Raw genomic sequence first — 25,785 nt, 5'->3', positions numbered from 1 at the left:
TGCCTGCCGTCTGGCTGCGAACAGGCGGGCTTATTTGTCATTTCCGGGCCTGCGACATCTTGGTCCCCGGCGGCAGGGGGATTAGGTCGGGGCCGAACTCAAAAGGATTCCCTTGTCATGATGAAACCATTTGTCCGGCTTGCCCGCACTGCGGCCATCGCCGTGAGCCTGATGTCCGCCTCCTCAGCCCTTGCCTCCGACACGCTGCGGGTGGGCATGTCGGGCGGCTATTTCCCCTTTACCTTCGTGCGGCAGGATGTGCTGCAGGGGTTTGAAGTGGATGTGATGAATGCGGTGGCCGAGGAAACCGGCCTTGAGGTGGAATTTGTCACCATGTCCTTCTCCGGGCTGATCGGCGCGCTGGATGCCGGGCGTATCGACACCATCGCCAACCAGATCACCATCACGCCCGAGCGCAGCGCCAAATTCGCCTTTACCCAAGCCTATGTCATTGATGGCGCCCAGGTGGTGGTGAAACGCGGCAATGAGGACAGTATCGCAGGCCCTGCTGATCTGGCGGGCAAGACCGTGGCGGTGAACCTCGGCTCCAACTTCGAGGAGCTGCTGCGCAACCTGCCGGAGGCCGACAAGATCGAGATCAAGACCTATGAGGCCAATATCGCCCAGGATACAGCACTGGGGCGGGTCGATGCCTTTGTGATGGACCGGGTGTCCTCGGCCCAGCTGATCCAGGAAAGCCCGCTGCCGCTGGCGCTGGCCGGCGCGCCCTTCTCCGAGATCCGCAATGCCCTGCCGTTCCGTCAGGACGAGGCGGGGCTGGCGCTGCGCGACCGTGTGGATGCGGCGCTGACCCGGCTGCGCGACAGCGGCAGGCTGGCCGAGATCTCGCAGACATGGTTCGGCACCGATATCACGGTTGCCACCGCAGCGGTCGAGAAGTGAGCCGGTAAATGCAGGGGTTGGACCTCGCCTATATGCTGGGGCTGGTGCCGGTGCTGCTGAGCTATGTGCCGCTGACGCTGTTCATGGCGGTGGTGGCCATGGCGCTGGCACTGGTGCTGGCGTCCCTCTTGGCGGTGGAACGGGTGCTGCGGATCCCGGTGCTGGACCAGCTGGTGGTGCTGTTCATCAGCTTCTTTCGCGGCACGCCGCTTCTGGTGCAGCTGTTCCTGTTCTACTACGGGCTGCCGCAGGTGTTGTCGGTGCTGACCCAGATTGACGGGGTCACCGCGGCAATCATGGGGCTGACCCTGCATTTTGCTGCCTATATGGCCGAAAGCATCCGCGCCGCCATCCTTGGCGTCGATCGCAGCCAATGGGAGGCGGCGCAGTCGATCGGCATGACCCGCGGCCAGATGATGCGCCGTATCGTGCTGCCGCAGGCGGCCCGGATCGCGGCGCCGACGCTGGTCAATTACTTCATCGACATGATCAAGGGCACTTCGCTTGCCTTTACGCTGGGGGTCACTGAAATGATGGGGGCGACCCAGAAAGAGGCCGCAGGCAGTTTCCTCTATTTCGAGGCCTTTCTGGTGGTGGCGGTGATCTACTGGATTCTGGTGGAGGCGCTGTCGCTGGCGCAGCGGCTCCTGGAGACCCATCTGAACAAGGCCTATGCACGATGAGCGATGCAAGATCCGACACCGCAATTTCCATCACCGGGCTGCGCAAGACATTTGGCGACGCGGTGGTGCTGGATGGCATCGATCTGACCATCCAGCCCGGCGAGCGTATCGTCATCATCGGCCCGTCGGGCACCGGCAAATCGACGCTGCTGCGCTGCCTGAATTTCCTCGATACCCCGGATGCCGGTCTGATCCGCATTGGGGATCTGGAAGTGGACGCCGCCCGCGCCAGCAAGGGCGATATCCTGGCCCTGCGTCGGCGCACGGGGTTCGTGTTTCAGAACTATGCGCTGTTTGCCAATAAGACGGCGGCGGAAAACATCATGGAGGCGCTGGTCACCGTTCAGAAGCAGCCCCGCGACACAGCCCGCGCCCGCGCGCTGGAGATCCTGGCGGAGACCGGTCTGGCGGAGAAGGCCGATGCCTATCCCGCCAGCCTGTCGGGCGGCCAGCAGCAGCGCGTCGGCATTGGCCGCGCGATGGCGCTGGGGGCCGAGCTGATGCTGTTTGACGAGCCGACCTCGGCGCTGGATCCCGAATGGGTGGGCGAGGTGCTGGCGCTGATGCGCAAGGTCGCCGAAGAGCGCCAGACCATGCTGATCGTCACCCATGAGATGCAGTTTGCCCGTGAGATCGCCGATCGCGTGGTCTTCATGGAAGGAGGGCGGATTGTCGAACAGGGCCCGCCGGCGCAGATCTTTGACGCGCCACAGGATCCGCGCACAAGGGCCTTTCTGCGCCGGGTGGGGTGACGCCCGCCGTCGGAGCCATCAATCGCAGAGACGATCCAGACGCAAAAAGCGGGCCAGTGGCCCGCTTTTTTCCATCGCGAGGATGGGTATTCCTGAGACGCTGTCAGCCTGGGATCCACACCCTGCCCTGCTCAGGCGCGCCGGGCGGAGGTCAGATCCTGCCACACCCCATCAGATCGCAGGCGATCAGTTGGTGGTGGTGGTGGTGCTGGTTTCGTCGTCGTCGTTCAGGATCACACCCAGAATGACCGCAGCGGCAACGCCGCCTGCAATCAGAGTGCCCTGCTCAAGGCCGGTACCGCCGAGCAGGGTCGGGGTGCCTTCTTCCTGAGCGGAGGCGGTGGTGGTTGCGGCCAGGGTGGCCAGAGCGATTGCTGCGAAGAACTTGTTCATAATCCAAAACTCCTTTGGAGACCGTTGAGCTGAGAGTAGGTGAGTTACCCTTTGAATTCAACGCAGCTTTTAGCAGCAATATCCCGGGGACTGGAATTTTTTTTCCGACGTTGCCGAGATATCGCTCATTTGGGCGGATCTGGCTCCAAACCGCCTGTTTTTCATAGCCTCCGGGGCCGGATCAGCCGCCGGTGGTCAGCTGACGGATGCGCAGATAGCCCACATTGGGGCCTGCCCATTGGCGCGACTGCCAGACCCGGCCGCTGCGCGAATCTACCCAGTAGTCATTGACGATCTCGCCGCCGCGCCCCGGCTGGCTGGGCTGGCAGCGTTCCTCGATGTGGCGGGTCGGGTAGCGCAGCTCCACGATGACAACCGGATCAGCCCCGAGATCGCGGCGGCTGCAGAGCATGTCGAGCTGCCAGGCGTCATTGTCCAGCCCGCGGATATGATAGCGCCGGGCGCCGCTGCGCAGAGGTCCACCGGTCTCCCCCGCCACCAGGGCGGAGCTGGACAGGATGTCATTGCCAAGGTTGCGGGTGGCCACCAGAACGCCGTTGCGCAGGGTCAGGCTGATATTATCCTCGGTGCGCCAGACCGCCACCGTGCCGGGGCTGTCATCGCGGCGCAGCTGCTGGCGCGACAGATAGGCAAAGACGCCGTTTTTCTCGATGGTGACCTCGATATAGGGGTCCTTGATCTCATCCAGACCGGCGCGGGTCAGCGGCGGGCGCGCGGCCGGATCCGCCCGGCCCCCGGCCAGCCGGGCGCCAACCCGGTCCGACAGGTTGCGCAGCAGTTCGACCTGCAGGGGCGGCGCGTCCGGTCCGCGGCTGCAGGCGGTCAGCGCCAGCAGCCCCAGCAGGGCGACAAACGGGGCCAGACGCCCCCGGGGGTGACCCGTTGCAGACATCATCATTCCCAGATCCTCGCCCGTTGCCGGGTCAGCTGCGCGCGGTGGGCCTCGCGGATTTGTCCATAAAGCCGGTCGGGGACATGCACCCGCTGGCCACCATCCCGCTGGGTCGGGCGCACCACCATGCCAAATGTATTGCGGCTGGGTTTGCCCAGAAGCCAGTCCAGCGGGATGCTGAAGCGGAAGCCCTTGTCAAAGGAGCCTTCGCCAAAATCCTCGGAGGAGACATCGGTGAGGGTAAAGAAGCCGCCGACCCGCCAGCCATTTGCAAATTCGCGGTCCAGGCTGAAGGTGGCGCCATAATCGCCGGCCAGATAGCGCCCGGCATCCACCTGCACATGGTAGCCTTTGTCCAGCTGGTAATAGGCCGAGGCATGGCCGGTGAAGGTCTTGTAATCGCGAAACGACAGCCGCTGATCGTAATCGCGCTGCACCACGTAGTTGGTCTCAATCCCAAGCGCCAGACGGCTGGAGACCGGTTTCCACAGCAGCTCTCCCGAGACGCCGCCAAACATGCTTTCAAACAGGCCGACGGTGCTGCGGGCATAGAGATCCCGCCCCATCTGCCATTGCTTCGTGACATAGAGGTTTTTCAGCGTGGTGCCGAATTGGGCATATTCCCTCGCATCTGTCCGCACCCGTGGCAGCACCGAATTGGAGGCGCGCCCGTCTGCCACATTGCCCCAGACCCGCTGGCGGAGGGTGCCCGCGATGCGCCAGCCCGGGGCGGGCGCATAAGAGGCCTTCAGATCCACCCCCACATCCAGCCGGAACGGCAGATCCGGGTCAAAATAGGACGGCGCGGTATAGGGGCTGATGGAGGTGGAAAACGCCGGGTAGAGATCCTGCGCGACCAGCGCCTCCCCGGCCAGCGGGCCTGCCTCCTGCAGGCCGGTCACCGCCCAGAGCGCCTCGGTGGCGTCGGGGTGATGTTCCAGCGCCTCCAGATCGCTGCGCCGGATCACCACCTGCGACAGCGCCAGCCCACCGCGCATCGGCACGATTTTCAGCGTCTCCACCGAGGGCGGCAGCAGCCGTGCCATGGCGCGGGCGGCGCGGCCGATGGCCAGGGTCTGGGCGCGGTAGCGGGGATTGCGATAGCGCAGCTCGGCCTCGGTGCCATCTGCGGGCAGGGTCAGCGCCTCAAGAATGAGCCCATCCTGTTGCAGCGCCGCGCTCATCAGATCCCGCAGGGTGGTCTTGGCGCGGGTGCTCCGGGCCCAGTCGCGGCTCCAATGGGCCTCCTCGGTGGCCCAGCTGCTGCGCGGCGCCACCGGCACCGGCGCGCTCACCCGCATCGGCTGGGGGGGGTGTTTCGGATTGAGCTGGATCTGCGCGGTCACCCCCAGTTCCGAGCCATAGAGGTAATAGGCCCCCAGCCGCAGCCCCGGTCTGGCCTGGTATTCGGCGCCGAAGCTGAAGGAGGATTTGCGCTCAAACACATTCGGAGCGCCGGTCTCCAGCACATAGGCATCGGAGGAATATTCCGCCTTCAGCCCCCAGCGGTCATTGGGCAGCCATTCGATGCCTGCAAAAGGCGCCATCTCGCCGCGAAACCACTGGTCATAGGACAGTTCACCGCCGGTACTGCCGGCCGTGAACCCCGGTCTGCTGCCGGCCAGGCTGCCGATGGATCCGCTGGTGCCCAGGCGTCCCCAGCCCAGACCGGCGGTCAGCTTCAGCCGCCCGGCCCCGCTGCGATGGCTGAGGGCGGGGGTGTCAAAATTCTTGGTGGCGACGATATATTCGCCGGCATAAATCCCGGTGCCGGCAAAATCCTGCAGGCCCAGGGTCACGGCCGGACGATAGCGCCCCTCGCGCAGCAGCCGCAGCCGCACGTCAAAGCCGCGGTCATAATAGGTGGAGAAGCCGGCAATCTGCGCGCCATTGGTCTGGATGCCATTGTAGCGGAACGCGGCGCTGAGCCAGGGCGTGGCCTGAAAGGTCAGATTGTAGCGGGCCTGACCGCCAAACCAGGAATAGGTGGCGGCAAACTGCCCGTCCGGCAGCATTTCGGCGCTTGGCATGTCCACCAGACCGGGGGAGCCGTAGAAATTGAGGCTGGGGGCGGGCAGCGGTTTGAAGCGCGGGGCCTCCGGCTTGGGCGCGGTGAGCGCATCCTGCGCCTGTGCGGCCCCTGCACCCAGACCCGGACTGAGACCCAGCACAGCCACACAGGCAGAGGGCAGAAGCACCGAAGCGCGGAAAGATCGAAGAGCAAAGATCACGGGCGGGCTGCCTTGTTGTCTGGTCGGGGCTTCGGAGGGTCCGAGAATCGGCGGGCCGATCCGCAGCTCTGCGCCCCGGGGGCGCGGTTGGCCCGGTTAGACCACAAAAGCCGCAGGCGGATCAACGATCTGGCCAGCGCCGACCCCTGCCGGAGATCGACCTGTGACCGGCAAACTATAGTGTCTGCGCATTCCTCCCGATGACCGCTCCCCAGTTCCCGCCCCCAGTTGCCATCCCCGGTTGTCGGCGCTGTCCGTCAGCGCGACGGGCGATGTGACAGGACACCGGGTCGTCAGGAGGTCTTGCGCGCCTCTTCGGGGGTGCGATAGCCCTCGACCCAGCGTTTGATCAGCGCCCGGGCCGCGCCTTCGTCTCCTGCTGCCACTGCCTGGCGCAATCCGCGGATCAGCGCGGCGACCTCGATTTCCGACAGCACCGCCTCGCGGGCGCAGAAGATCTTCTGATGGCGGGTGGTGATCAGGTCCGAACTCAGCGTCAGCTCTTCCTGCATCTTTTCGCCGGGGCGCAGCCCGATGATCTCGATGGCGATATCGCCGTCGGGATCCTCATCGTCGCGCACCGAATAGCCGGCACTTTCGATGACCTGACGGGCCAGCTGCAGGATCGAGATCGGCTCGCCCATGTCGAGCACAAAGACCTCGCCGCCAAGCGCCTCGGCGCCGGCCTGAAGCACCAGCTGCACCGCCTCGCGGATGGTCATGAAATAGCGTTTGACGCGCGGATCGGTGACGGTGACCGGCCCGCCGCGGCTGATCTGCTCCTGAAACAGCGGCACCACCGACCCCGAGGAGCCGAGCACATTGCCAAAGCGCACCATGGTGAAGATGGTGCCGGGATTGCGGGTGGCCAGATCCTGCACCACCAGTTCCGCCATCCGCTTGGAGGCGCCCATCACATTGGTCGGGCGCACCGCCTTGTCCGAGGAAATCAGGATAAAGCGTTCCACCCCGCTGCGCGCCGCCGCGCGGGCCAGGGTTTGCGTGCCAAAGACATTATTGGCCAGACCGGGCAGCGGGTTGGCCTCCACCAGCGGCACATGTTTATAGGCCGCCGCATGCAGCACCACCTGCACGCCGTGATCGGCCAGCACCATGCGCACCTGGCGCGGATCGGTGACCGAGCCCAGCACCGGCACCAGGTCGATACCGGTGCCTTCCAGCTGCTGCTCCAGCTCCTGATGGATGGTGTAAAGCGCCAGTTCCGACAGCTCGTAGAGCACCAGTTTGCGCGGTCGGCAGGCCAGCACCTGACGGCAGAGTTCGGAGCCGATGGATCCGCCGGCGCCGGAGACCAGCACCACCCGGTTCTGATAGGACCCGCTGGCCTCCTGCAGGGGCACATCGCGGGTGGCCCGACCGAGGAAATTCTGCGGCGCGACGGGTGTCAGCTTGTCCACCAGCGCCTCTTCGCCGATGAGCTGGGCAAAGGAGGGCAGCGCCTGTACCTCCAGCCCGATCCGCTGCAGGCGCTGGATGATCTGGGCCTGTTTCGGCTGGCTCTGCGAGGGCATCGCCAGCAGCACCCGTTTGACCTGGCGGGCCTCGGCCAGCTCGGCGATGCGGGCGGGCGGGAACACCGGCAGCCCCACCAGCGTCACCCCCTGCAGCGAGGTATTGTCATCGACAAAGGCGACAGGATCAATGCCGTCATGGGCCTTCAGCGCCTGGGCCAGCTGGGCGCCGGTGGTGCCGGCCCCGTAGATCAGCACCCGGCAGCGCGGCTGGGCGCGCCGGTAGATCGCCACCACCACCTGATAGAGCAGCGCCCGCGCGGCCAGCAGGCAGAGAAAATAGGTGGTGGCAAAAACCACATGGGTGCCGGGCGGCAGATCCGGACCAAACAGCAGCGTGAGCCCCGCCGTGGCTGCGGCGGTGATCGAGGCCAGCAGCGCGGTCAGCCCGACGGCATGGCGCTCATAGGCGTTGAGCTGCACCTTGGGCAGCCCCAGCCACAGCGCCACCGCCGCCGCCAGCGCCAGCACATAGGGCAGCACCGGCAGCATGGCCGCCAAGGTGGCCAGCGCCGATCCCGGCAGCGGCAGCACCAGAAAGGTCAGGAACAGCGCCAGCGGGATCAGGGTGAGATCAATGGTGAGAAAGATATAGGATTTCTGTTTGCGTGACAGCGCACTGATCAGATTGAACATCCCTGGCCGTCCCCGCTTCCAGTCCCCGGTGGCCGCCTGCAGTCCGGGGCGGCCCGTCGATATGTCCCGATGTCGCGCCGAAGTCACTCCGATGCACATCGTTTCAAATGTGTTTTTATCAATCCCCGCAGCAGGTCCCCGGACCCTCATGCGCTGGGTCTCTCTGGCTGCGGGCCTATGTTTCTTTGGTCCAACCTTCGGGCCCTGTCCAGGAAATCCAGCCTGAAACATCCAAAGGTCATCCGGCGATCACTTTAGACCCATTTAGGGGCTAATACAAAACCGCAACCAGCAAAAAAGCGCCGCCTGCCGGTGATTTGCCCGGTGATTTGCCCGTTTTGCCGCGCCGGTGACCTGCCCCGAGCCTTGATGCCGGTTCTGAAGGCCCCGGTGCCGCCGAAGTGGCGGAGGTGGCGGGTCCCCGCCGCTCGGGTGGGGGGCGATATGGGCCCGTCCGGCGGGAAACGGCCGCTCCGGAGGGCGAATCATCGGATCCCCGCAGACCTGTTCTCAGCCGCGCCGGAACAGGTTGCCGATGGTCTGAAACACCAGGTCAAAATCGTAACACATGCTCTGGTGGCGCTGGTAGATCAGGTCCAGCCGCGCCTTCATCGGCACGCAGAGGCGGGAATAGACCTGATCGGTTTCCTCGGCGGTGGTGCAGCGCGCCAGCAGGGCGGCCTCATGCCGGTGATAGGTGATCGAGGCCAGGCCGGTGACGCCGGGGCGCGATTTCAGCACCCGGGCATAGAGGTCGGGGTTGGCCTCGACATATTGGCGCAGCGGCGGGCGCGGCCCGACAAAGGAGAGATCCCCCTTGAGGATGTTCCACAGCTGCGGAAACTCATCCAGCCGCCGGGCGCGCAGCCAGGCGCCTGTTTTGGTGATGCGGGCCGATTTGTCGCCGCCGGAGACGCCGGTATCCTGATCCACCACCTGCATGGTGCGCAGTTTCCACAAGGCAAAGGGCTGATCGACGCCCTTCATCCGCTCGGCCACATAAAACAGCGGGCGGCCTTCCTTCAGCAGCAGCCAGGCCAGCAGCGCCAGCAGCACCGGGCCCAGCACCACCACCAGAAGGCTGGCAAAGAAGAGATCAAAGAGGCGTTTGCGCCAGGTCATATGCGGGGATCCTTATCGGAAACGGAAGGGGACAACAGGCCCAGTCCGCGCGTCTCGGCCACCAGATCAGCCGCTGTGGCAACAGGCAGGCAAGCTGGCAGATCTGCGGCGGGTGCAGGCTCTGGCGTCAAAAGCCCGATCAGCCGGCTGACGTCAAGCTGCACCTCGGCAATGGCGTCACCCGGCGCGGGCCTGCGGGCAAACTCCAGCCCCGCCGCCTGCAACAGATCGCCCATTGCCACCAGCCCGGGCTGGGCGATGTTCAGCACCTGTGGCAGCGCCGGGCTGGCGATCAGGGCGGCCAGCACCTCGGCCAGGGTCCGCGGGCCGATATAGCTGCGCCGCGGCGTCTGCCCATCGGCAAATTGATCCAGGCAGAACCCGGCCCGCCAGCCACCAAGAATGGCATCAAAGCCGGCAATATTGCCAATCCTGAGCAGGGTGACATCCAGTCCCAGCTCTGTGGCGCGGGCGCAGGCGGCCTGTTCCATCTCGGCCTTGGCGACGCCATAGGGGGCCAGCGGCGCCAGCGGGGTGTCTTCCCGCAGCGGGCCGGGGGTCGCGCCATAGACCGCCGCCGAAGAGGCCAGCAGCACCCGTGGCGCCCCTGCCCCTGCTCCTGCGTCGCGCGCCCGCGCGGAGGCCTCCAGCGCAGCCAGCGCCAGGTCGCGATGCTGCACCAGCTGGCCCGCCCTCAGATCGCCGCCCGCCGTGCCGCCGGGCACCGGCCCCGCCAGGCAGAGGATCGCCGCACAGCCCACCGCCGCCTGCAGCAGCGCTTCGGGCTCTGCCAGCGGATCGAAAACATGCCAGCCCCGGCCGTCGGGACCGGTCCCGACAGGCGGGCGGCGGCGCTGCCAGCGCAGCCCCTGCTCCGGCCCGCTCCACTGGCTGTGCAGGAGCCCGCCGATCCGCCCCGAGGCGCCCATGATCAATACCGGAGCCAATACGGGGATCAATATGGGTGGAAAACGCATCAGCCCCCCTGTTACCGTTGCCCTTGCGGTTGACGCAGTCTGCATGCCCAGTATCTTGCGGAGAACAAAAATCAAGCCGTTTTCGGACAAGGACTCTCATGCGCCGCCTCACCCTCCTGCTTGCCGCTCTTGGCCTTGCCCTGTTGCCGGCCGCCTGTGGCCGCCTGCCCGGTGGCGCTCCCGCCAGCGAAGAGATCCTGAAAACCGCCGATGATGCGGATGCCGATTTTGCCCTTTATCCGGTGACCCGCGCCTTTCTGCCCACCGTGGCGCATTGGCCCGAAACCGGACCGCAAAGCGGCGGCGGCCAGAGCGGCAAGCGCCCGCTGAAATGGATCGGCGCCACCCGAGGCGCCAAGACCCAGATCATCCAGCCCGGCGACCTGCTGACCCTGCGGATCTGGGACAGCAGCGACAATTCCCTGCTGACCTCGCCTGAAGAGAAAATGGTGCAGCTGCAGGATGTGACGGTGGCGGCCAATGGCAGCATCTTCATGCCCTATGTGGGCAATGTGAACGTCAACGGGCTGACCCCGGATCTGGCCCGTGAAAAACTGCAGCGCGAGCTGGAAACCATTGTTCCCTCGGCCCAGCTGCAGCTCGATATGACCGAAGGCCGCAGCAATTCGGTGGATCTGGTCAGCGGCGTCACCACCCCCGGCACCTACCCGATGCCCGATCGCAATTACACGGTGATGGGGCTGATCGCGGCCGGCGGTGGCATCAGTGCCAGCCTCAACAACCCACAGATCCGCCTGGTGCGCGGCAGCAGCATCTACGGCACCTCGGTGGAGGCCCTGCTCAATGATCCGCGCCGCGACACGCTGCTGCGCGGCGGTGACCGGGTGTTTGTGGAAGAGGATGCGCGCTATTTCCTGTCCTTTGGCGCCACCGGCCGTGAGGATCTGCACACGTTCACCAAGGATCAGATGTCGGCGATGGATGCGATGTCGGTTGCCGGCGGGTTTCAGGACAGCCGCGCCGATCCGCAGGGCCTGCTGGTGCTGCGCGAATACCCCGACAGTGCGCTTGCCCCCGGTCAGCGCGGCCCGCGCCAGGCGCGGGTGGTCTTTACCCTTGATCTCACATCGGCCGACGGGTTGTTCTCGGCCCGCCGCTTCCAGATCAATTCCGGCGACCTGCTGATCGCCACCGAGGCACCAGTGAACGACGCGCTGACCATCTCCAATATCATCGGCAATTTCTTCGGCGTCTTCAGCCGCGCCGGGGTGCTCTGATCGGCGCCTGCTGAGATCGGGGATCTTTGATCTAAGCCGTGCTCATGAAGCGGGATTGGTCCCCAAAGGCAAACCGGGAACCCTCACGGAACCGATTCTGACGCGGCTCCGGCTGCTGCGCCCCGCCTGAGGCGGAGCGGGTTCGCGCTCTGATCAGTCCAGCAGCCGTTCCAGATAGGCACCATAGGCGTTTTTGGCGAACATCTCGGCGCGGGTGCGCAGCTGGTCGGCGCTGATCCAGCCCGCCTCATAGGCGATTTCCTCGGGGCAGCCGGTCTGCAACCCCTGGCGTTCCTGCAGGGTGCGCACGAAATTGCCGGCATCCAGCAGCGAGCCATGGGTGCCGGTGTCCAGCCAGGCATAGCCGCGGCCCATGGTCTCCACCCGGAGGGCGCCTTCGTCCAGATACATCTGCAACAGATCGGTGATCTCCAGCTCGCCGCGTGGGCTGGGGGTGACCTGCCGCGCCCGCTGCGGCGCGCTGCCGTCCAGGAAATACAGCCCCGTCACCGCATAGTTCGACGGCGGCACGACGGGTTTTTCGATGATCTCGCGGGCGCGGCCCTCGGCGTCGAAATCCACCACGCCATAGCGTTCGGGATCGGCCACGTGATAGCCAAAGACGGTGCCGCCGCTGGTCTGCGCATCCGCCGCCGCCAGCAGTTTCGGCAGGCCATGGCCAAAGAACACATTGTCCCCCAGCACCAGCGCCGAGGGCGCGCCATCCAAGAACTCTTCGGCCAGCACAAAGGCCTGTGCCAGACCGTCGGGGCTCGGTTGCTCCACATAGGTGAGATGAACGCCCCACTGGCTGCCATCGCCCAGAAGCCGGGTGAACTGATCCTGATCCTGCGGCGTGGTGATCACGCAGATCTCGCGGATGCCCGCCAGCATCAAGACCGACAGGGGATAATAAATCATCGGCTTGTCATAGAGCGGCAAGAGCTGTTTGCTGACCGCCATGGTGATCGGATAAAGCCGCGTGCCCGAGCCACCGGCCAGAATGATACCCTTACGTGCTGTCATGCCTGCGCTCCCAGATCCTTCAGAATATCCCTCAGCCCGGCCCGCCAATCCGGGCGTGTGATGCCAAAGACCTTCTCCAGCGTGCTGCAATCCAGCCGTGAGTTCAACGGTCGCCGCGCCGGAGTCGGATAGGCCGTACTGGGAATTTCCGCCACCGCACAGGGGAGTTTCGCCTCGGCGAAAATCTCGGTGGCGACCCCGGCCCAGCTGGTCTCGGGCTGGCCTGCAAAATGATAGGTGCCGGATTTTTCCGGCGCCGTCATCAGCTGGCGGGCGATCTCCACGCAGGCCGCCGCAATGGCCCGGGCCGGGGTCGGCGCGCCGATCTGATCGGCCACCACACGCATCCGGTCGCGGTCCTGGCCGAGCCGCAGCATGGTCTTGACGAAATTGCTGCCATGGGCCGAGACCACCCAGGAGGTGCGCAGGATCACATAAGCCCCCCCGGCCAGGCGCACGGCGGCCTCCCCGGCCTGTTTGGACCGCCCATAGGCATTGACCGGCGCCACCGGCTCATCCGGGTGCCAGGGGCTGCTGCCCTTGCCGTCGAAAACATAATCGGTGGAGAGGGTGACAAAGGGAATGCCCAGCATGGCGCAGGTCTCGGCCATGACGCCGGGGGTGCTGCCATTGATCACCGTGGCCAGGTCCTCTTCCGCCTCGGCCCGGTCCACAACCGTATAGGCCGCCGCATTGATCACCGCGGCAGGGGCATGGGCGCGGATCATCTCGGCGCAGGCCGCAGGATCCGTGAGATCCGCCTGATCGCGGCCGAGGCAGAGAATATCATCATGCGCCGCCAGTTCCCGCGCCACCTGGCCGGTCTTGCCAAAAACGAGGATCATATACGGCTTCCTTTATGCCATAGATACAAGGCTGTAGCCCAGATAGCCAGTTCCAGAACAAAGGTCCAATGCAGCAGAAAGGACAAAACCCAATGAGGCTGGCTGGCTGGTATCTCCACCAGCGTATAGAGATGATCATTAAGCGGCGCGCCCCACAGGATGCCGCCACCGATGGTGTCCAACACCATATGCAGGAAGAGGGCGGCAAAGAACACCAACGCCGGGAGCAGCAGGGGGCGGGCAAACAAGGCCAAAACCGGCAGAATCAGAGCCGCAATAGCCCCCCAGAAAGCGGGCACATGGACCCAATAGCGGTGATGATGAATGCTGCCCTGATCCACGAAATGGAACCACAGCATGTCAAAATCCGGCAGCACCGCGCCAATGAGCGCGGCGGGCATCAGCAGCCGGTGCTTCTCAGGCGCCAGCCGTGCCAGAACATAGCCGGAGGGCAGATGCGCGGTCAGCATGAGGGAGCGCTATCCGGAAGAAATACCGCCCGACCGTTAGGCCGGGCAGCGCCCGACCCTCCCCACGGGAGGGCGCTTCGCACCCGCCCAGGCTCGGGCGCTGCCCTTTGTGGTCTATCTGCCGTCACTTTCCCGTCCCCAACCGCTGGCCAACCCCGTCGCGGCTTTGCAGCGCGCGCCACCAGGCCTCATTGTCGAGATACCATTGCACCGTGCGCGCCAGCCCTTCCTCCACGGTGACGCTGGGCCGCCAGCCCAGTTCATCGCGGATACGGGAAGGGTCGATAGCATAGCGGGCATCATGGCCCGGCCGGTCGGTCACAAATGTGATCTGGTCCTTGTAAGATCCCCCGTCATCCCGGGGCCGTTTCTCGTCGAGGATCGCACAGAGCGTCTCGACCAGCTCCAGATTGCTCCGCTCATTCTCGCCGCCGATATTGTAGCTGCGCCCCACGCGCCCCTCGGACACCACCAAGAGCAGCGCATCGGCGTGATCTTCCACATAAAGCCAGTCGCGCACATTGGAGCCATCGCCATAGATCGGCAGCGGCCTGCCCGCCAGCGCATTGAGGATCACCACCGGGATCAGCTTTTCGGGGAAATGAAAGGGACCGTAGTTGTTCGAACAATTGGTCAGCACCACCGGCAGCCCATAGGTCTCATGCCAGGCGCGCACCAGATGGTCGCTGGCGGCTTTGCTCGCGGAATAGGGCGAGCGCGGATCATAGCCGGTCTCTTCGGTGAACAGCACATCAGGGTCGGCAGGCAGGCTGCCATAGACCTCATCGGTGGAGATGTGATGGAACCGGAAGGCCTCCGGGCGGCCCGCCTCGCTCCAGTATTTCCGCGCCGCTTCCAGCATCTGATAGGTGCCGGTGATATTGGTCTCGATGAAATCCCCGGGGCCGTCGATGGAGCGGTCGACATGGGATTCCGCGGCCAGATGCATCACCACATCCGGGTGATGTCGGGCAAAAACAGTGTCTAATGCGACGCGATCGCGGATATCGACCTGCTCAAAGGCATAAAGCGGGCTGTCCGCCACAGCCGCCACATTGTCCAGACAGGCGGCATAGGTCAGCGCATCGAGGTTCACCACCTGATGGCCGCGCGCCACCGCCAGTCGGACGACGGCCGAGCCGATGAACCCAGCGCCGCCTGTCACCAAAATCTTCATCTCTTATCCTTCCCACACGAAGGGGCTGTCGAAATCTTCAAACCGGGGCGCCCTGGCGTCCTTGTCGGACAGGACCGGGCTGCCGTCAAACCCCCAGGTGATGCCGCAGCTGTCCCAGGCCACCCCGCCGTCACACTCCGGCGCGTAGTAATCATTGCATTTATACAGCACCTCGGTGTGCGGCAGGCGGGTGATGAACCCATGCAGGAACCCGGCCGGGATCAGCAGCTGGCGCCCGTTTTCCGCCGACAGCTCCACCCCGGTCCAGCGCCCATAGGTGGGCGAGCCCTTGCGGATATCCACCGCCACATCAAACAGCGCCCCCTGGCCGCAGCGCACCAGCTTGGCCTGGGCATGGGGCGGCGCCTGGAAATGCAGCCCGCGCAGGGTGCCCGGCTCCATCGACAGCGAATGATTGTCCTGCACAAAATCGAAATTGAGCCCCGCCTCGGCCATCCGCGCCCGGTTCCAGCATTCGGAGAAAAACCCCCGTGCATCGCCAAACCGCGCCGGTGTCAGGATCTTCACCCCCGGCAGGTCCGTGTCCTCAATCTGCATGTCCTCTCCCCCCGATCTGCTGCCGTGGTCCTGTCCTCTGTCCTAACGCCCAGACGCCGGTGATGCCACGGGAAAGGCACATATTGTGGTCCCAACCCACTCTGCGGCTGCCTGACAGCGGGCCCATATGGGATTTCATGAACAATTAAAGGTTTGGACACAGCGCCCTGCTAGGCTCCCCGGAAACGGGATCATAGCAGGCAGGGATGATATGCCGATATATCAGGATTACCGCGCAGTTTTGATAGATGACGCCACCGGCTGGCATGATGGCTCCGGCGTCATTCGCTATCAGTTCATCACCTCGGTGCCGGATTATTACGACTACGACCCGATCTGGGGAGATTATGACGTCGGCGGGGAATACCTGCCCGAGGGGGCGACGGTGAACATGGACCCCGCCGAACGGCAGATGATGTTGCAGGCGGTCGCAGCCTGGAACGAAGTGGCCAATCTCAACCTGATGCCCGCCGAGGGCGGGATGGCGGATCTGACCTTTGCCAGTGCCCATTTCGCCGATGACGGGCTGTTCGGCTTCATTTCCGATTTTCCCGAACCGGCTGATCTGGGCCGTACCCCGTCGCTGGCCGGGGATCTCTGGATCAACAACAGCAACCCCAATCAATATGTGCCAAACATCGGACCCATGCTGGGGCATACCAGCTGGAACACCTATCTGCATGAGCTGGGCCATGCGCTGGGGCTGCGTCATCCCAATGAGCAGCCCGACAACCCCGACACCAGCGGCCAGTTCACGGTGATGTCCTATGTCGCCCATCCGGGCGAGGCGGATCTGAGCTATGACGCGCAGGGCTGGGCGCTGACCCCGATGCTCTGGGACATGCAGGCGCTGCAGGCGCTTTACGGCGCCAATACAAGCACCCGCACCGATGCCACCAGCTATTTCGGGGCCGGCGACGGGCGTGGCGGCCAGGCCTATCAATACGGGGCGGATGAGATGACGCTGCGCGGTGCGGATGGGGTGGCGCGCAATGTCAGCCTGACCATCTGGGATGCCGGCGGCGCGGATCTGATCGACGCCTCCGATCTTGGCAGCAACAGCCGGATCGACCTGCGCCCGGGGCAGTATTCCACCATCGGCAGCCTTGAGAACAATGTCGCCATGGCCGCCGCGGTCCGGGTAGACGGGCGTACCGTCAACCTGATCGAGGACGCCTGGGGCGGGGTCGGCAATGACCATCTGATCGGCAATGGCGCCGCCAATACGCTGGTCGGCAACGCCGGGCGTGACACGCTGGCCGGGGCACGCAACAGCGATGTGCTGATCGGCGGGCAGGGCAGCGACCGGCTGCAGGGCGGCAAAGGCCATGACCTGCTGGAGGGCGGGCGCGGACGCGACACGCTGAAAGGCGGCGCCGGGCAGGATACGCTGGAAGGCGGCGGCGGCAATGACCGCATGGCCGGGGGACGGGGCGCGGATGTCTTTGTGTTCTCACAAGGGGCCGATGTGGTGATTGATTTTCAGGGCAACGACCGGATCGACATGGCTGCTGCCACCGGGGTGCTGGATTTTGCCGATCTGCGCGACAACCACCTTGAGGAAGACGGCGCGAATCTGGTGATCCGGGATCAGGACGGCCAGTCCCTGACCCTGCTCAACACGGCATTCGGTGATCTTGCGGCGGATGATTTCCTGTTCTGAGGGCGCCTCGGACCGCCGCCTTCAGCACCGATCCCTCTATCGCCAGACCTTCTGTCTGAAGATGAAAGCATCAGCCGGCAGGCCCCTGTCCTCAATCTGCAGGGATGCGCTCTGCTGGGCTCCCCTGCGCGCACGCTGCCAGAGCGCGCTTCTCTTATAATCTGCCCTCCCCGCAGTGTCCCGGATATCCCACGGTGGAGGGACAAAGAGGCGGATTTCTGACGCCTCTGTTCCAGGTGCGGATCTCTGCCCGCCATGGGTACCGCCGCGCGGCCGTCCTTGCGGGGTGCTGCACCGTGCCCCTTTCCCCTGAGTGACCCAAGGGAATGCCGCCTCTGGCAAAAAATCTACTATTACGCGATCTTTATCTACAATATGCACGTTTAACGTGAGTCTTGTTTCATTACAGATGGAAAGCAGATCCCATGCCGTTATATCAGGATTACCGCGCCCTTTTGGTCAGCAACACCGATGGCTGGCACGACGGGGATGACACGATCTCTTATGGCTTTGTGAGCCAGGTGCCAGGCTATTACCCCTATGACCCGGCCTTTGACGACTATGCTGTCAGGGCAGGCTATATCCCGGCCAGCGCCTCTGTTGCGATGGATGCGCGGCAACAGGCGCTGATGCTACAGTCAGTGGCAGCCTGGAACGAGGTCGCCAATGTCAATCTCACCCCTGCCGGACCTGGGGATGTGCTGGATATCGCCTTTGCCAGCTACGGGTTTGACAACACCGGTCTCTTTGGCTTTGTCGCCAATTTTCCCGATGCAGATGATCTGGGCACGGAGGCCTCTATGGCCGGGGATCTCTGGATCAACAGCAGCAACCCCAATCAATATGTGCCGGGCATCGGCCCGATACTGGGGCATACCAGCTGGAACACCTATCTGCATGAGCTGGGCCATGCGCTGGGGCTGCGTCATCCCAATGAGCAGCCCAGCGACGCGGCCACCAACGGCCAGTTCACGGTGATGTCCTATGTCGCCCATCCGGGCGAGGCGGATCTGAGCTATAACGCGCAGGGCTGGGCGCTGACCCCGATGCTCTGGGACATGCAGGCGCTGCAGGCGCTTTATGGCGCCAATACAAGCACCCGCACCGATGCCACCAGCTATTTCGGGGCCGGCGACGGGCGTGGCAGCCAGGCCTATCAATACGGGGCGGATGAGATGACGCTGCGCGGTGCGGATGGGGTGGCGCGCAATGTCAGCCTGACCATCTGGGATGCCGGCGGCGCGGATCTGATCGACGCCTCCGATCTTGGCAGCAACAGCCGGATCGACCTGCGCCCGGGGCAGTATTCCACCATCGGCAGTCTTGAGAACAATGTCGCCATGGCCGCCGCGGTCCAGGTAGACGGGCGCACCGTCAACCTGATCGAGGACGCCTGGGGCGGAGTCGGCAATGACCTGCTGATCGGCAATGAGGCCGCCAATACGCTGGTCGGCAACGCCGGGCGTGACACGCTGAAAGGCGGCGCCGGGCAGGACAGGCTGGAGGGCGGCGAAGGCAATGACCGCATGGCAGGAGGCCAGGGCGCCGATGTCTTTGTGTTTTCGCAAGGGGCCGATGTGGTGATTGATTTTCAGGCCGAAGATCGCATCGACATGTCCGCCGCCACCGGGGTGCTGGATTTTGCCGATCTGCGCGAGGATCACCTCGAGATCCGCAACGCCGATCTGGTGATCCGGGATGACAACGGCTGGTCCCTGACCCTGCAGAACACCGCGTTCGAGGATCTCAGGGCGGATGATATCCTGTTCTGAGGGCCCGGCCCGTCAAGCTCTGAGCAGGTTCCGGGCACGTCCGGGAACCTGCTCTTGGAGCGGCCCTCTGCCTATTTCCGACAGCCGATAGGGGATCAGAAGATAAAGTCATCCGCCGTCAGGTCTGCGGCGATCTGATCGAGCAGCAGGATCTCCCCCGCCCCGGTCTGGATCAGCGTATCCTCGCCCTGCTGCTGCAGGCGCAGATCCCCCAGATCCTCGGCGATGCCCGCCCGCGCCAGACGTCCAAGGTGGATCACATCCACTCCTTGCGTGAAATCGCGGATCCGGTCGCTGCCGTGGCCCGCCCCAAAGACAAAGACATCGGCACCCTGGCCGCCCACCAGAAGATCATTGCCGCCGCCGCCATCCAGCGTGTCATTGCCCTTCTGGCCAAACAGCTTGTCCCGGCCGCTCTGGCCCAGCAGCCGGTCGCCCTGGGCACCGCCGCGCAACAGGTCGTTCTGGCCGCCGCCGCGCAGCAGATCCGCATCGGATCCGCCCAGCAGCCGGTCGCCGCCGCGTCCGCCATCCAGCGTGTCACGGCCGGCCCCGCCCACCAGAAGATCGCGCGCGCCCTGCCCCAGCAGCACGTCATTGCCCGCCTCGCCGCGCAAACGGTCGCCGCCCTGACCGCCCAGCAGCCGGTCATGGCCCGCATCGCCCCAGAGACTGTCGCGTCCGTCGCCACCCAGCAGCGTGTCATTGCCCCCCAGCCCGTTGATCTGATCGCCGACGCTGCGCGCAGCAATCCGGTCGGCGCCGCCGCTGCCATAGCGCATCGGATCCGGCGCCTCTGCGGGGGGCAGCATCCGGTCGGCAAAGACAAACCCCCCGGCAAAAAGATCCGCCGCATCCAGACTGCCGCCATCGGCGCTTTGCACCACAACCTCGGTGCGGCTGCCATCCGCTGCCTGATGGGTGATCACGGCGCCATCGCTGCGGCTGCGGATCTGCAGCCCATCCAGGCTGCGCAGCCCGTCAAACCCCGACAGATCCAGACTGTCCTGCCCGGTCTCGAAATCACTGATGCGCAGGCTGCCACTGCGCCCCTCCTCGGCCGGGCGCAGCACGAAGACATCCGCCCCCGCGCCGCCGCTCAGCACTGCACCGATGCCGCCCGCCAGCACATCCGCCGCGCCGGTGCCGCTGATCCGGCCGCCGACAGTGGTGATCACATCGCCCAGCTCTGCCAGCGGCAGGGTGAACTGCGACAGCCCCTCGGCCGTGCCGGAGCTGGCAAAGATCTGCAGATCCCCCCCCACCACCGCCGCCGCCAGCGCGGTGACATTCTCCAGCCCCAGCCCGGCCTCGCCGGCATTGCTGGCATGGGCGAGGCTCGTGACATGCACCAGCTGGCCCTCCGGCAGGATCCGAAACAGCGCCAGACCGTCGTCGCTGCCCGCCGCCAGCACCAGCATCTCGCCGGCGACCTCGACCACCTCCAGCGCGGTGACCCCGCCAAAACGGGTGGCGGCGGTGTCCAGCACATGATCGCTCAGGCTCATCTGACCATCTGCCGCCAGCGCAATCAGGCTGAGCGAGCCGCTGCCCGCCGCCGCCAGCACCGCCCAGCTGCTGCCAAAGGCGGAGAAGCTCTCCACCGCGGTCGGTTCGGCCAGCCCCAGCCCATCCGCCGCGCCAAGGCTGCCGGCCACCTGCAAAGCGCCGCTCTGCGGATCGATCCGGTAGCTCAGCAGCCCCTGTTCAATCCGGTCGGCCAGCAACAGCAGCTGCGCGCCGCCGCCCAGGTCCGCCAGCTCCAGCGCCACCGCGCCGGGGCGGTCATAGGCCGCCGCGCCGCCCGCCTTGGCCACCTCCGCGCCGCCCGCCCCCAGCTGCCAGCCGCTCAGCCGGCCATTGGCCAGCCCGTAGACCACCGATCCCCCGCTGCCCAGGCTGCCAACCACCGTGGCGTCCAGCCCCGCAGCCCCCGCCCCCGGCAGGCTGTCCTGCTGCTGCGCCGACAGCTGGCCATTGCCGCCGATCTGATGAAACGCCAGGGCGCTGCGGGTGCTGCCCTCGACCAGCAAACGCGTCTCGCCGCCGATCTCGGCCAGGGTCGCCTCGCCCCCCGCCAGCCCCAGCGCGCGATGATAGACCGTATCGCGCAGAACCGGCGTGCCGCCTCCCAGGCTGTAGCTGGCAATGCCGCCATTCAGCCCGCTGACCGCAAACAGCTGCACCGCGCCATTGGTGCCCTGATGGATTTCCAGATCGCGCAGATCGCTGTCCAGCAGCAGATCATTGGCTCCGAACCGTCCTGCAAATCGTAGATCCATCTGTGTTGCTCCCGCGCTACCTGATCACCAGACCCGCCAGAGTTGCATTTCCGGGGGCAGGATCAGCCTCACGGGGAGAGGCGGCGGCAGAGCGGACGGGAATGGGGCAGAAACGCGGCTATTGTTTACATATTGAAGACAATCCCCACGGTCAGGCGCGGAGGAAACAGTCGCGCCCCCGCAAAAGGGGTGTTGCAGAGCGGGCGCGCGCCCCCTTAGGGGCCGGGTGATCCGACTGGGGCATTCTGGCGCCATCCCCGCGATCAGGAGCCGCCAGAATGCCAGACATCACCCCAGACACCCTGCCCCAGACCACCCCTCTTCTCGCCCTGCCCTATCTGATGCCCGCCCAGGCGCAGAAACATGTGACCCATAACGAGGCGCTGCGCATGCTGGATGCGCTGGTGCAGCTGCGGCTGGAGGCCATTGACGCCACCACCCCGCCCGCAAACCCGGCCGAAGGTGCGGCCTATGGGCTGGCCGACAGCCCGGCCGATGCCTGGGCCGGTCAGGGCGGGCGGCTGGCGATCTGGCAGGATGCCGCCTGGCAGTTCCTGACGCCGCAGCCCGGCTGGCGCGCCTGGGTGCCGGCGGATCAGGCGCTGCGGGTCTGGGATGGCACCCAATGGCAGCTGCCGCCGCTGAGCGGCGACCGGCTCGACCGGCTGGGCATTGCCACCGATGCCGATGCCACCAACCGCCTGTCCCTGCGCAGCCCCGCCAGCCTGCTCAGCCATGATGGCGGCGGCCATCAGCTGAAGATCAACAAGGCCTCGGGCAGCGATACCGCCAGCCTGCTGTTTCAGTCGAACTGGACAGGCCATGCCGAGATGGGGCTGGCGGGCAATACCGATTTCACCGTGAAACTCTCTCCCGATGGCAGCAATTGGGAGGCCGCCATGGTGCTGAAATCCGCTAGCCGGCGGGTCGGCTTTGGCACCTATGATCCTGGCGCCCGTCTGGAGATCAGCGGCGATGACAGCACGCTTCTGGCGCTCACCGCGACGGGCAGTTCGCAGGATTATCTGACCGCCGGCGATGGCAGCGGCGCGATGTTCCGCCTGGCCCAGAATGGCAATGGCTATTGCGATGGCGCCTGGACCGGCGGTGGCGCGGATTATGCGGAATTCTTCGAATGGGAGGATGGCAACCCGGACGGAGAAGACCGGCGCGGCCTCGCGGTGGTGATGGCGGGTGACCGGATCCGCGCCGCAAGCCCCGGCGAGACGCCGATCGGGGTGATTTCCACAACCCCGTCGATCCTCGGCAATGACGACGGCGGGCGCTGGCAGGGTCGCAGCCTGCGCGATGGCTTTGGCGCCATGCTGCGCGATGCCGGCGGCGCGCCCTGCCTCAACCCGGCCTATGACCCCACCCGCCCCTATCGCAGCCGCGCCGAACGCGCGGAATGGGCCATGGTCGGGCTTCTGGGCCGGCTGCGCCTGCGCACAGGCCAGCCCACCGATCCCCGCTGGATCCGCCTGCGCGCCCTGCCTGCCAGCCAGGACACCCCCGCCGAAGGGCTGGAGGAATGGCTGATCCGTTAGCCAGGGCAGGCGGTTGTCACTTGCGGGCGTAGATATCCTCGTAGCGGATGATGTCATCCTCGCCGAGATAGCTGCCGGTCTGCACCTCGATGAGGACCATCGGCACCTTGCCGGGGTTCTCCATCCGGTGCACCGCGCCCAGGGGAATATAGACCGACTGGTTTTCGCTCACCAGCTGTACCCTGTCATCCACCGTCACCTTGGCGGTGCCTTCGACCACGATCCAATGTTCCGAACGGTGGTGATGGCTCTGCAGGCTGAGCGCCGCGCCGGGGTGGACATGGATGCGTTTCACCTGGAACCGTTCGCCCACCACCAGGCTCTCAAACCAGCCCCAGGGCCGGTGATCCTTGGGGAAGGCCTCGGCCTGGCGGGCGGATTTCGCCTTCAGCGCGCTGACCGCCTGTTTGACGTCCTGCGCGCGGGAGGCATGCGCAACAAGCACCGCATCGGGCATTGCCACGGCAATCACGTCTTTCAGCCCGATGCCGACAACCTCCAGCCCGTCATCCTCCGAGCGCAGCAGGCTGTTGCTGCACTCAATGGCGGTGGCGCGGCCCTGGGTGACAATGCCATCGCCATCCGGCCCGCTTTCGCGCCAGACCGCATCCCAGCCCCCCAGATCGGACCAGCCGCCCGCATAGGGCACCACGGCGAGATTCTCTGCCCGCTCCATCACCGCATAGTCGATGGAGATATCCGCGGCCCCGTCCCAGGCCGCCGGGTCCAGCCGCAGAAAGCCCAGATCCGGCTCCCCCTGATCCACGGCGCCCTGCACCGGCGCCATCAGATCCGGCGCATGGGTCTCAAAGGCGGCGATGATCGCCTTCACCGAGAACAGGAAGATGCCTGCGTTCCACAGGAACTGACCGGAGGCCAGCATATCCTCGGCGGTGGCCAGATCCGGTTTCTCGACAAAGCGTTTCAGGCCGATCACCTTGGGGCTGAAATCACCGGGATCGCCATCCAGTTCGAGATAGCCATAGCCGGTCTCGGCCCGGTCCGGTTTGATCCCGAAGGTGACCAGCTGGCCTGCCCGCGCCGCCGGTTCCGCCGCCGCCACCGCCGCACGAAAGGCCGCCGCATCGGGCACCACATGATCCGAGGGCGCCACCAGCATCAGCCCGTCAGGATCGCGCGCCCGCAGCCAGAGGGCCGCCGCCAGCACCGCAGGCGCGGTGTTGCGTCCCGCCGGTTCGATCAGGATGGCGCCCGGATCAATGCCCGCCTCCGCCAGCTGTTCGGTGACAATAAAGCGGAAGTCGGAATTGGTCAGCACCATCGGAGCCGCAAACCCCTCGCCCGACAGGCGCAGGGCGGAGGCCTGAAACAGCGTGGTCTCCCCGACCAGAGGGACAAATTGCTTTGGGTAGCTTTTGCGCGACAGCGGCCACAGCCGTGTGCCCGAGCCGCCGCACAGAAGAATGGGGGTGATCATGAGCTGTCCCTTTCCGACCGGTCTGCGGGTCTTAGTCTGACCTGTTTGAGGCAAATGTCTGCCCATTTTTCAGGCCATCTCCCTGTCTTTTCTGGGCCTTTTTTGCGGCGATGGCCAGCGGGCTGGTCATTTGCTGCGCAACCGCTCCGGATCCTGCTGCAGATACCACGCATAGGTCTGGGCAATCCCGTCGCGCAGCGCAATCTCGGCCTGCCAGCCCAGCCGGGCCAGCCGCGAGACATCCATCAGCTTGCGCGGGGTGCCGTCGGGCTGCTCCGGGTTGGTCCGGATCTCGCCGTCAAAGCCCACCACCCCGGCCACCATCTCGGCCAGCTCCAGGATCGAGATATCCTGCCCGCAGCCGACGTTGATATGGCTCAGCATCGGGCTGGTTTCGCGCTGGTAGGTCGCCGGGTCCAGATCCAGCACAAACAGCGAGGCCGCCGCCATGTCATCCACATGCAGGAATTCGCGCCGCGGCGTGCCGGTGCCCCAGATCGTCACATGATCCTCGCCCGCCCGCACCGCCGCATCAAAACGGCGAATGAGCGCCGGCAGAACATGGCTGTTTTCGGGGTGGAAATTGTCGCCCGGCCCATAAAGATTGGTCGGCATCACCGAGCGGTAGTCGCGACCATATTGGCGGTTGTAACTTTCGCAGAGCTTGATGCCCGCGATCTTGGCAATGGCATAGGGCTCATTGGTGGCCTCCAGCCGATCCGTCAGCAGCGCCGCTTCGGCCATCGGCTGGGGGGCATGTTTGGGATAGATGCAGCTGGATCCCAGCTGCAACAGCCGCTCAACCCCATGCTGATGGGCGGCATGGATCACATTGCATTCGATCATCAGGTTTTCATAAATGAAATCAGCCGGATAGGTGTTGTTGGCATGGATGCCGCCCACTTTGGCCGCCGCCAGAACCACCTGATCGGGGCGTTCTGCGGCAAAAAATGCCTGCACCATGGCCTGATCGGTCAGATCCAGCTCGGCGCTGGTCCGGGTGATCAGCTGGATGTCGTCTCCGGCCGCGCGGCGCGCCTGCAAACGGCGCAGGATGGCGCCCCCCACCATGCCACGGTGGCCGGCCACATAGATTTTCACAGCGCTGGTGCCCATATCCTCAGCCCTCGGTGCTGACCGGCAGATCCATGCCGTGTTCTTTCAGCAGGGCGTGGCGGCGGGCGGTTTTGAGGTCTTCGCGCACCATTTCGGCGCACATCTCCTCGGTGGTGATCTCCGGCTCCCAGCCCAGTTTCTGCTTTGCCTTACCCGGATCGCCCAGCAGCGTCTCCACCTCGGCGGGGCGGAAATAGCGCGGATCGATGCGCAGCACCACATCGCCCACCTTCAGCGCCGGGGCCATATCGCCCTCAATCGCGGTCACGGTGGCAATTTCGGCCTCGCCTTCGCCCGAAAACGCCAGCGTCAGCCCCAGCTCCTGCGCCGACCAGGTGATGAACTGGCGCACCGAATATTGCTTGCCGGTGGCGATGACGAAATCCTCGGGCGCCTCCTGCTGCAGCATCATCCACTGCATCCGCACGTAATCCCTGGCATGGCCCCAGTCGCGCAAACTGTCGATATTGCCCATATAGAGGCACTCCTCGAGGCCTTGCGCGATATTGGC

At 65.3% G+C, this 25,785-nt stretch carries 22 protein-coding genes; 7 read left to right on the top strand and 15 right to left on the bottom strand.

Going from position 1 to position 25,785, the window contains the following annotated elements:
- Positions 1 to 171: 171 nt before the first annotated feature.
- The 3 genes from VWZ85_RS18875 to VWZ85_RS18865 are packed head-to-tail and all read left to right on the top strand — an operon-like array spanning position 172 to position 2,338.
- Positions 172 to 903 (top strand): amino acid ABC transporter substrate-binding protein, encoded by a 732-nt coding sequence (locus VWZ85_RS18875; RefSeq protein WP_416535237.1) that lies wholly within the window; start codon positions 172 to 174, stop codon positions 901 to 903.
- Positions 904 to 911: 8 nt separating this feature from the next.
- The gene (locus VWZ85_RS18870) at positions 912 to 1,586 is read left to right on the top strand and encodes an amino acid ABC transporter permease (protein ID WP_340547826.1); all 675 of its coding nucleotides are present in this window, start codon (positions 912 to 914) and stop codon (positions 1,584 to 1,586) included.
- Positions 1,583 to 2,338, top strand: a complete 756-nt coding sequence (locus tag VWZ85_RS18865) for an amino acid ABC transporter ATP-binding protein (protein ID WP_416587293.1) — start codon at positions 1,583 to 1,585, stop codon at positions 2,336 to 2,338. The genes VWZ85_RS18870 and VWZ85_RS18865 overlap by 4 nt, the downstream gene beginning before the upstream one ends.
- A 186-nt stretch (positions 2,339 to 2,524) precedes the next feature.
- On the opposite strand, the gene VWZ85_RS18860 is transcribed toward VWZ85_RS18865, so the two are convergent.
- From VWZ85_RS18860 to VWZ85_RS18835, 6 genes are all read right to left on the bottom strand, one after another.
- Positions 2,525 to 2,731, bottom strand: coding sequence for a hypothetical protein (locus VWZ85_RS18860; RefSeq protein WP_416587292.1), 207 nt, complete (start codon positions 2,729 to 2,731; stop codon positions 2,525 to 2,527).
- 181 nt (positions 2,732 to 2,912) lie between these two features.
- The gene (locus VWZ85_RS18855; protein WP_416587291.1) at positions 2,913 to 3,650 is read right to left on the bottom strand and encodes a YjbF family lipoprotein; all 738 of its coding nucleotides are present in this window, start codon (positions 3,648 to 3,650) and stop codon (positions 2,913 to 2,915) included.
- Positions 3,647 to 5,821, bottom strand: coding sequence for a YjbH domain-containing protein (locus VWZ85_RS18850; protein ID WP_416535236.1), 2,175 nt, complete (start codon positions 5,819 to 5,821; stop codon positions 3,647 to 3,649). The genes VWZ85_RS18855 and VWZ85_RS18850 overlap by 4 nt, the downstream gene beginning before the upstream one ends.
- Positions 5,822 to 6,168: 347 nt before the next feature.
- The gene (locus VWZ85_RS18845; RefSeq protein WP_340547822.1) at positions 6,169 to 8,043 is read right to left on the bottom strand and encodes a polysaccharide biosynthesis protein; all 1,875 of its coding nucleotides are present in this window, start codon (positions 8,041 to 8,043) and stop codon (positions 6,169 to 6,171) included.
- A gap of 510 nt (positions 8,044 to 8,553) precedes the next feature.
- The gene (locus tag VWZ85_RS18840) at positions 8,554 to 9,165 is read right to left on the bottom strand and encodes a sugar transferase (RefSeq protein WP_416535217.1); all 612 of its coding nucleotides are present in this window, start codon (positions 9,163 to 9,165) and stop codon (positions 8,554 to 8,556) included.
- A complete protein-coding gene (locus tag VWZ85_RS18835; protein WP_416587290.1) occupies positions 9,162 to 10,142 on the bottom strand; it encodes an NAD-dependent epimerase/dehydratase family protein in 981 nt (326 codons plus the stop codon). The genes VWZ85_RS18840 and VWZ85_RS18835 overlap by 4 nt, the downstream gene beginning before the upstream one ends.
- A gap of 98 nt (positions 10,143 to 10,240) precedes the next feature.
- Between VWZ85_RS18835 and VWZ85_RS18830 the strand changes: the two genes are divergently transcribed.
- The gene (locus VWZ85_RS18830) at positions 10,241 to 11,380 is read left to right on the top strand and encodes a polysaccharide biosynthesis/export family protein (RefSeq protein WP_416541048.1); all 1,140 of its coding nucleotides are present in this window, start codon (positions 10,241 to 10,243) and stop codon (positions 11,378 to 11,380) included.
- A 153-nt stretch (positions 11,381 to 11,533) separates the two neighbouring features.
- Here VWZ85_RS18830 and rfbA read toward each other — a convergent pair whose 3' ends face one another.
- The 5 genes from rfbA to rfbC form a co-directional block, all read right to left on the bottom strand.
- Positions 11,534 to 12,406 (bottom strand): glucose-1-phosphate thymidylyltransferase RfbA, encoded by an 873-nt coding sequence (gene rfbA / locus VWZ85_RS18825; protein ID WP_416587289.1) that lies wholly within the window; start codon positions 12,404 to 12,406, stop codon positions 11,534 to 11,536.
- Entirely contained in the window at positions 12,403 to 13,251 is an 849-nt protein-coding gene (rfbD, locus tag VWZ85_RS18820) for a dTDP-4-dehydrorhamnose reductase (protein ID WP_340547816.1), read from the bottom strand. The genes rfbA and rfbD overlap by 4 nt, the downstream gene beginning before the upstream one ends.
- Positions 13,248 to 13,721, bottom strand: coding sequence for a metal-dependent hydrolase (locus VWZ85_RS18815; RefSeq protein WP_260085189.1), 474 nt, complete (start codon positions 13,719 to 13,721; stop codon positions 13,248 to 13,250). The genes rfbD and VWZ85_RS18815 overlap by 4 nt, the downstream gene beginning before the upstream one ends.
- Before the next feature lie 124 nt (positions 13,722 to 13,845).
- Positions 13,846 to 14,898, bottom strand: a complete 1,053-nt coding sequence (rfbB, locus tag VWZ85_RS18810; protein WP_416587288.1) for a dTDP-glucose 4,6-dehydratase — start codon at positions 14,896 to 14,898, stop codon at positions 13,846 to 13,848.
- Between the two features lie 3 nt (positions 14,899 to 14,901).
- A complete protein-coding gene (rfbC, locus tag VWZ85_RS18805) occupies positions 14,902 to 15,456 on the bottom strand; it encodes a dTDP-4-dehydrorhamnose 3,5-epimerase (RefSeq protein WP_416535213.1) in 555 nt (184 codons plus the stop codon).
- 211 nt (positions 15,457 to 15,667) lie between these two features.
- On the opposite strand from rfbC, the gene VWZ85_RS18800 reads away from it, so the two are divergent.
- Together VWZ85_RS18800 and VWZ85_RS18795 are read left to right on the top strand one after the other, a co-directional pair.
- The gene (locus tag VWZ85_RS18800; protein ID WP_416587287.1) at positions 15,668 to 17,119 is read left to right on the top strand and encodes a M10 family metallopeptidase C-terminal domain-containing protein; all 1,452 of its coding nucleotides are present in this window, start codon (positions 15,668 to 15,670) and stop codon (positions 17,117 to 17,119) included.
- A 425-nt stretch (positions 17,120 to 17,544) separates the two neighbouring features.
- Positions 17,545 to 18,891, top strand: a complete 1,347-nt coding sequence (locus VWZ85_RS18795; protein ID WP_416587286.1) for a M10 family metallopeptidase — start codon at positions 17,545 to 17,547, stop codon at positions 18,889 to 18,891.
- A 95-nt stretch (positions 18,892 to 18,986) separates the two neighbouring features.
- Here the strand turns inward: VWZ85_RS18795 and VWZ85_RS18790 are convergent, their stop codons facing one another.
- Positions 18,987 to 21,173: a calcium-binding protein gene (locus VWZ85_RS18790; RefSeq protein WP_416587285.1), complete on the bottom strand. Its 2,187-nt coding sequence runs from the start codon at positions 21,171 to 21,173 to the stop codon at positions 18,987 to 18,989.
- A gap of 278 nt (positions 21,174 to 21,451) precedes the next feature.
- Here VWZ85_RS18790 and VWZ85_RS18785 point away from each other — a divergent pair, with 278 nt between their 5' ends.
- Positions 21,452 to 22,720 carry a DUF2793 domain-containing protein gene (locus tag VWZ85_RS18785; RefSeq protein WP_416587284.1) on the top strand — a complete coding sequence of 423 codons (1,269 nt, stop codon included), beginning with the start codon at positions 21,452 to 21,454 and terminating at the stop codon, positions 22,718 to 22,720.
- A gap of 16 nt (positions 22,721 to 22,736) precedes the next feature.
- Here the strand turns inward: VWZ85_RS18785 and VWZ85_RS18780 are convergent, their stop codons facing one another.
- The 3 genes from VWZ85_RS18780 to VWZ85_RS18770 all read right to left on the bottom strand — a co-directional run.
- Complete coding sequence (locus tag VWZ85_RS18780) at positions 22,737 to 24,158, bottom strand: mannose-1-phosphate guanylyltransferase/mannose-6-phosphate isomerase (RefSeq protein ID WP_416542555.1); 1,422 nt, start codon at positions 24,156 to 24,158, stop codon at positions 22,737 to 22,739.
- Between the two features lie 126 nt (positions 24,159 to 24,284).
- Positions 24,285 to 25,274, bottom strand: a complete 990-nt coding sequence (gene fcl, locus VWZ85_RS18775; RefSeq protein ID WP_374015687.1) for a GDP-L-fucose synthase — start codon at positions 25,272 to 25,274, stop codon at positions 24,285 to 24,287.
- A 4-nt stretch (positions 25,275 to 25,278) separates the two neighbouring features.
- The coding region (locus VWZ85_RS18770) for a GDP-mannose 4,6-dehydratase (RefSeq protein ID WP_416595515.1) at positions 25,279 to 25,785 on the bottom strand (507 nt) is incomplete at its 5' end.

Source organism: Phaeobacter sp. JH20_29, assembly GCF_048056175.1.
GTDB classification, from domain to species: Bacteria; Pseudomonadota; Alphaproteobacteria; order Rhodobacterales; family Rhodobacteraceae; genus Phaeobacter; species Phaeobacter bryozoorum.
Note: the sequence above shows the minus strand (reverse complement) of the source record. Positions and strands in the feature narration are given on the sequence as shown.

Coding starts and splice junctions, on each gene's coding strand:
- VWZ85_RS18875 (WP_416535237.1), top strand. CDS start 172: ATGTCCGCCTCCTCAGCCCTTGCCTCCGACACGCTGCGGGTGGGCATG.
- VWZ85_RS18870 (WP_340547826.1), top strand. CDS start 912: ATGCAGGGGTTGGACCTCGCCTATATGCTGGGGCTGGTGCCGGTGCTG.
- VWZ85_RS18865 (WP_416587293.1), top strand. CDS start 1,583: ATGAGCGATGCAAGATCCGACACCGCAATTTCCATCACCGGGCTGCGC.
- VWZ85_RS18860 (WP_416587292.1), bottom strand. CDS start 2,731: ATGAACAAGTTCTTCGCAGCAATCGCTCTGGCCACCCTGGCCGCAACC.
- VWZ85_RS18855 (WP_416587291.1), bottom strand. CDS start 3,650: ATGATGATGTCTGCAACGGGTCACCCCCGGGGGCGTCTGGCCCCGTTT.
- VWZ85_RS18845 (WP_340547822.1), bottom strand. CDS start 8,043: ATGTTCAATCTGATCAGTGCGCTGTCACGCAAACAGAAATCCTATATC.
- VWZ85_RS18840 (WP_416535217.1), bottom strand. CDS start 9,165: ATGACCTGGCGCAAACGCCTCTTTGATCTCTTCTTTGCCAGCCTTCTG.
- VWZ85_RS18835 (WP_416587290.1), bottom strand. CDS start 10,142: ATGCGTTTTCCACCCATATTGATCCCCGTATTGGCTCCGGTATTGATC.
- VWZ85_RS18830 (WP_416541048.1), top strand. CDS start 10,241: ATGCGCCGCCTCACCCTCCTGCTTGCCGCTCTTGGCCTTGCCCTGTTG.
- rfbA (WP_416587289.1), bottom strand. CDS start 12,406: ATGACAGCACGTAAGGGTATCATTCTGGCCGGTGGCTCGGGCACGCGG.
- rfbD (WP_340547816.1), bottom strand. CDS start 13,251: ATGATCCTCGTTTTTGGCAAGACCGGCCAGGTGGCGCGGGAACTGGCG.
- VWZ85_RS18815 (WP_260085189.1), bottom strand. CDS start 13,721: ATGCTGACCGCGCATCTGCCCTCCGGCTATGTTCTGGCACGGCTGGCG.
- rfbB (WP_416587288.1), bottom strand. CDS start 14,898: ATGAAGATTTTGGTGACAGGCGGCGCTGGGTTCATCGGCTCGGCCGTC.
- rfbC (WP_416535213.1), bottom strand. CDS start 15,456: ATGCAGATTGAGGACACGGACCTGCCGGGGGTGAAGATCCTGACACCG.
- VWZ85_RS18800 (WP_416587287.1), top strand. CDS start 15,668: ATGCCGATATATCAGGATTACCGCGCAGTTTTGATAGATGACGCCACC.
- VWZ85_RS18795 (WP_416587286.1), top strand. CDS start 17,545: ATGCCGTTATATCAGGATTACCGCGCCCTTTTGGTCAGCAACACCGAT.
- VWZ85_RS18790 (WP_416587285.1), bottom strand. CDS start 21,173: ATGGATCTACGATTTGCAGGACGGTTCGGAGCCAATGATCTGCTGCTG.
- VWZ85_RS18785 (WP_416587284.1), top strand. CDS start 21,452: ATGCCAGACATCACCCCAGACACCCTGCCCCAGACCACCCCTCTTCTC.
- VWZ85_RS18780 (WP_416542555.1), bottom strand. CDS start 24,158: ATGATCACCCCCATTCTTCTGTGCGGCGGCTCGGGCACACGGCTGTGG.
- fcl (WP_374015687.1), bottom strand. CDS start 25,274: ATGGGCACCAGCGCTGTGAAAATCTATGTGGCCGGCCACCGTGGCATG.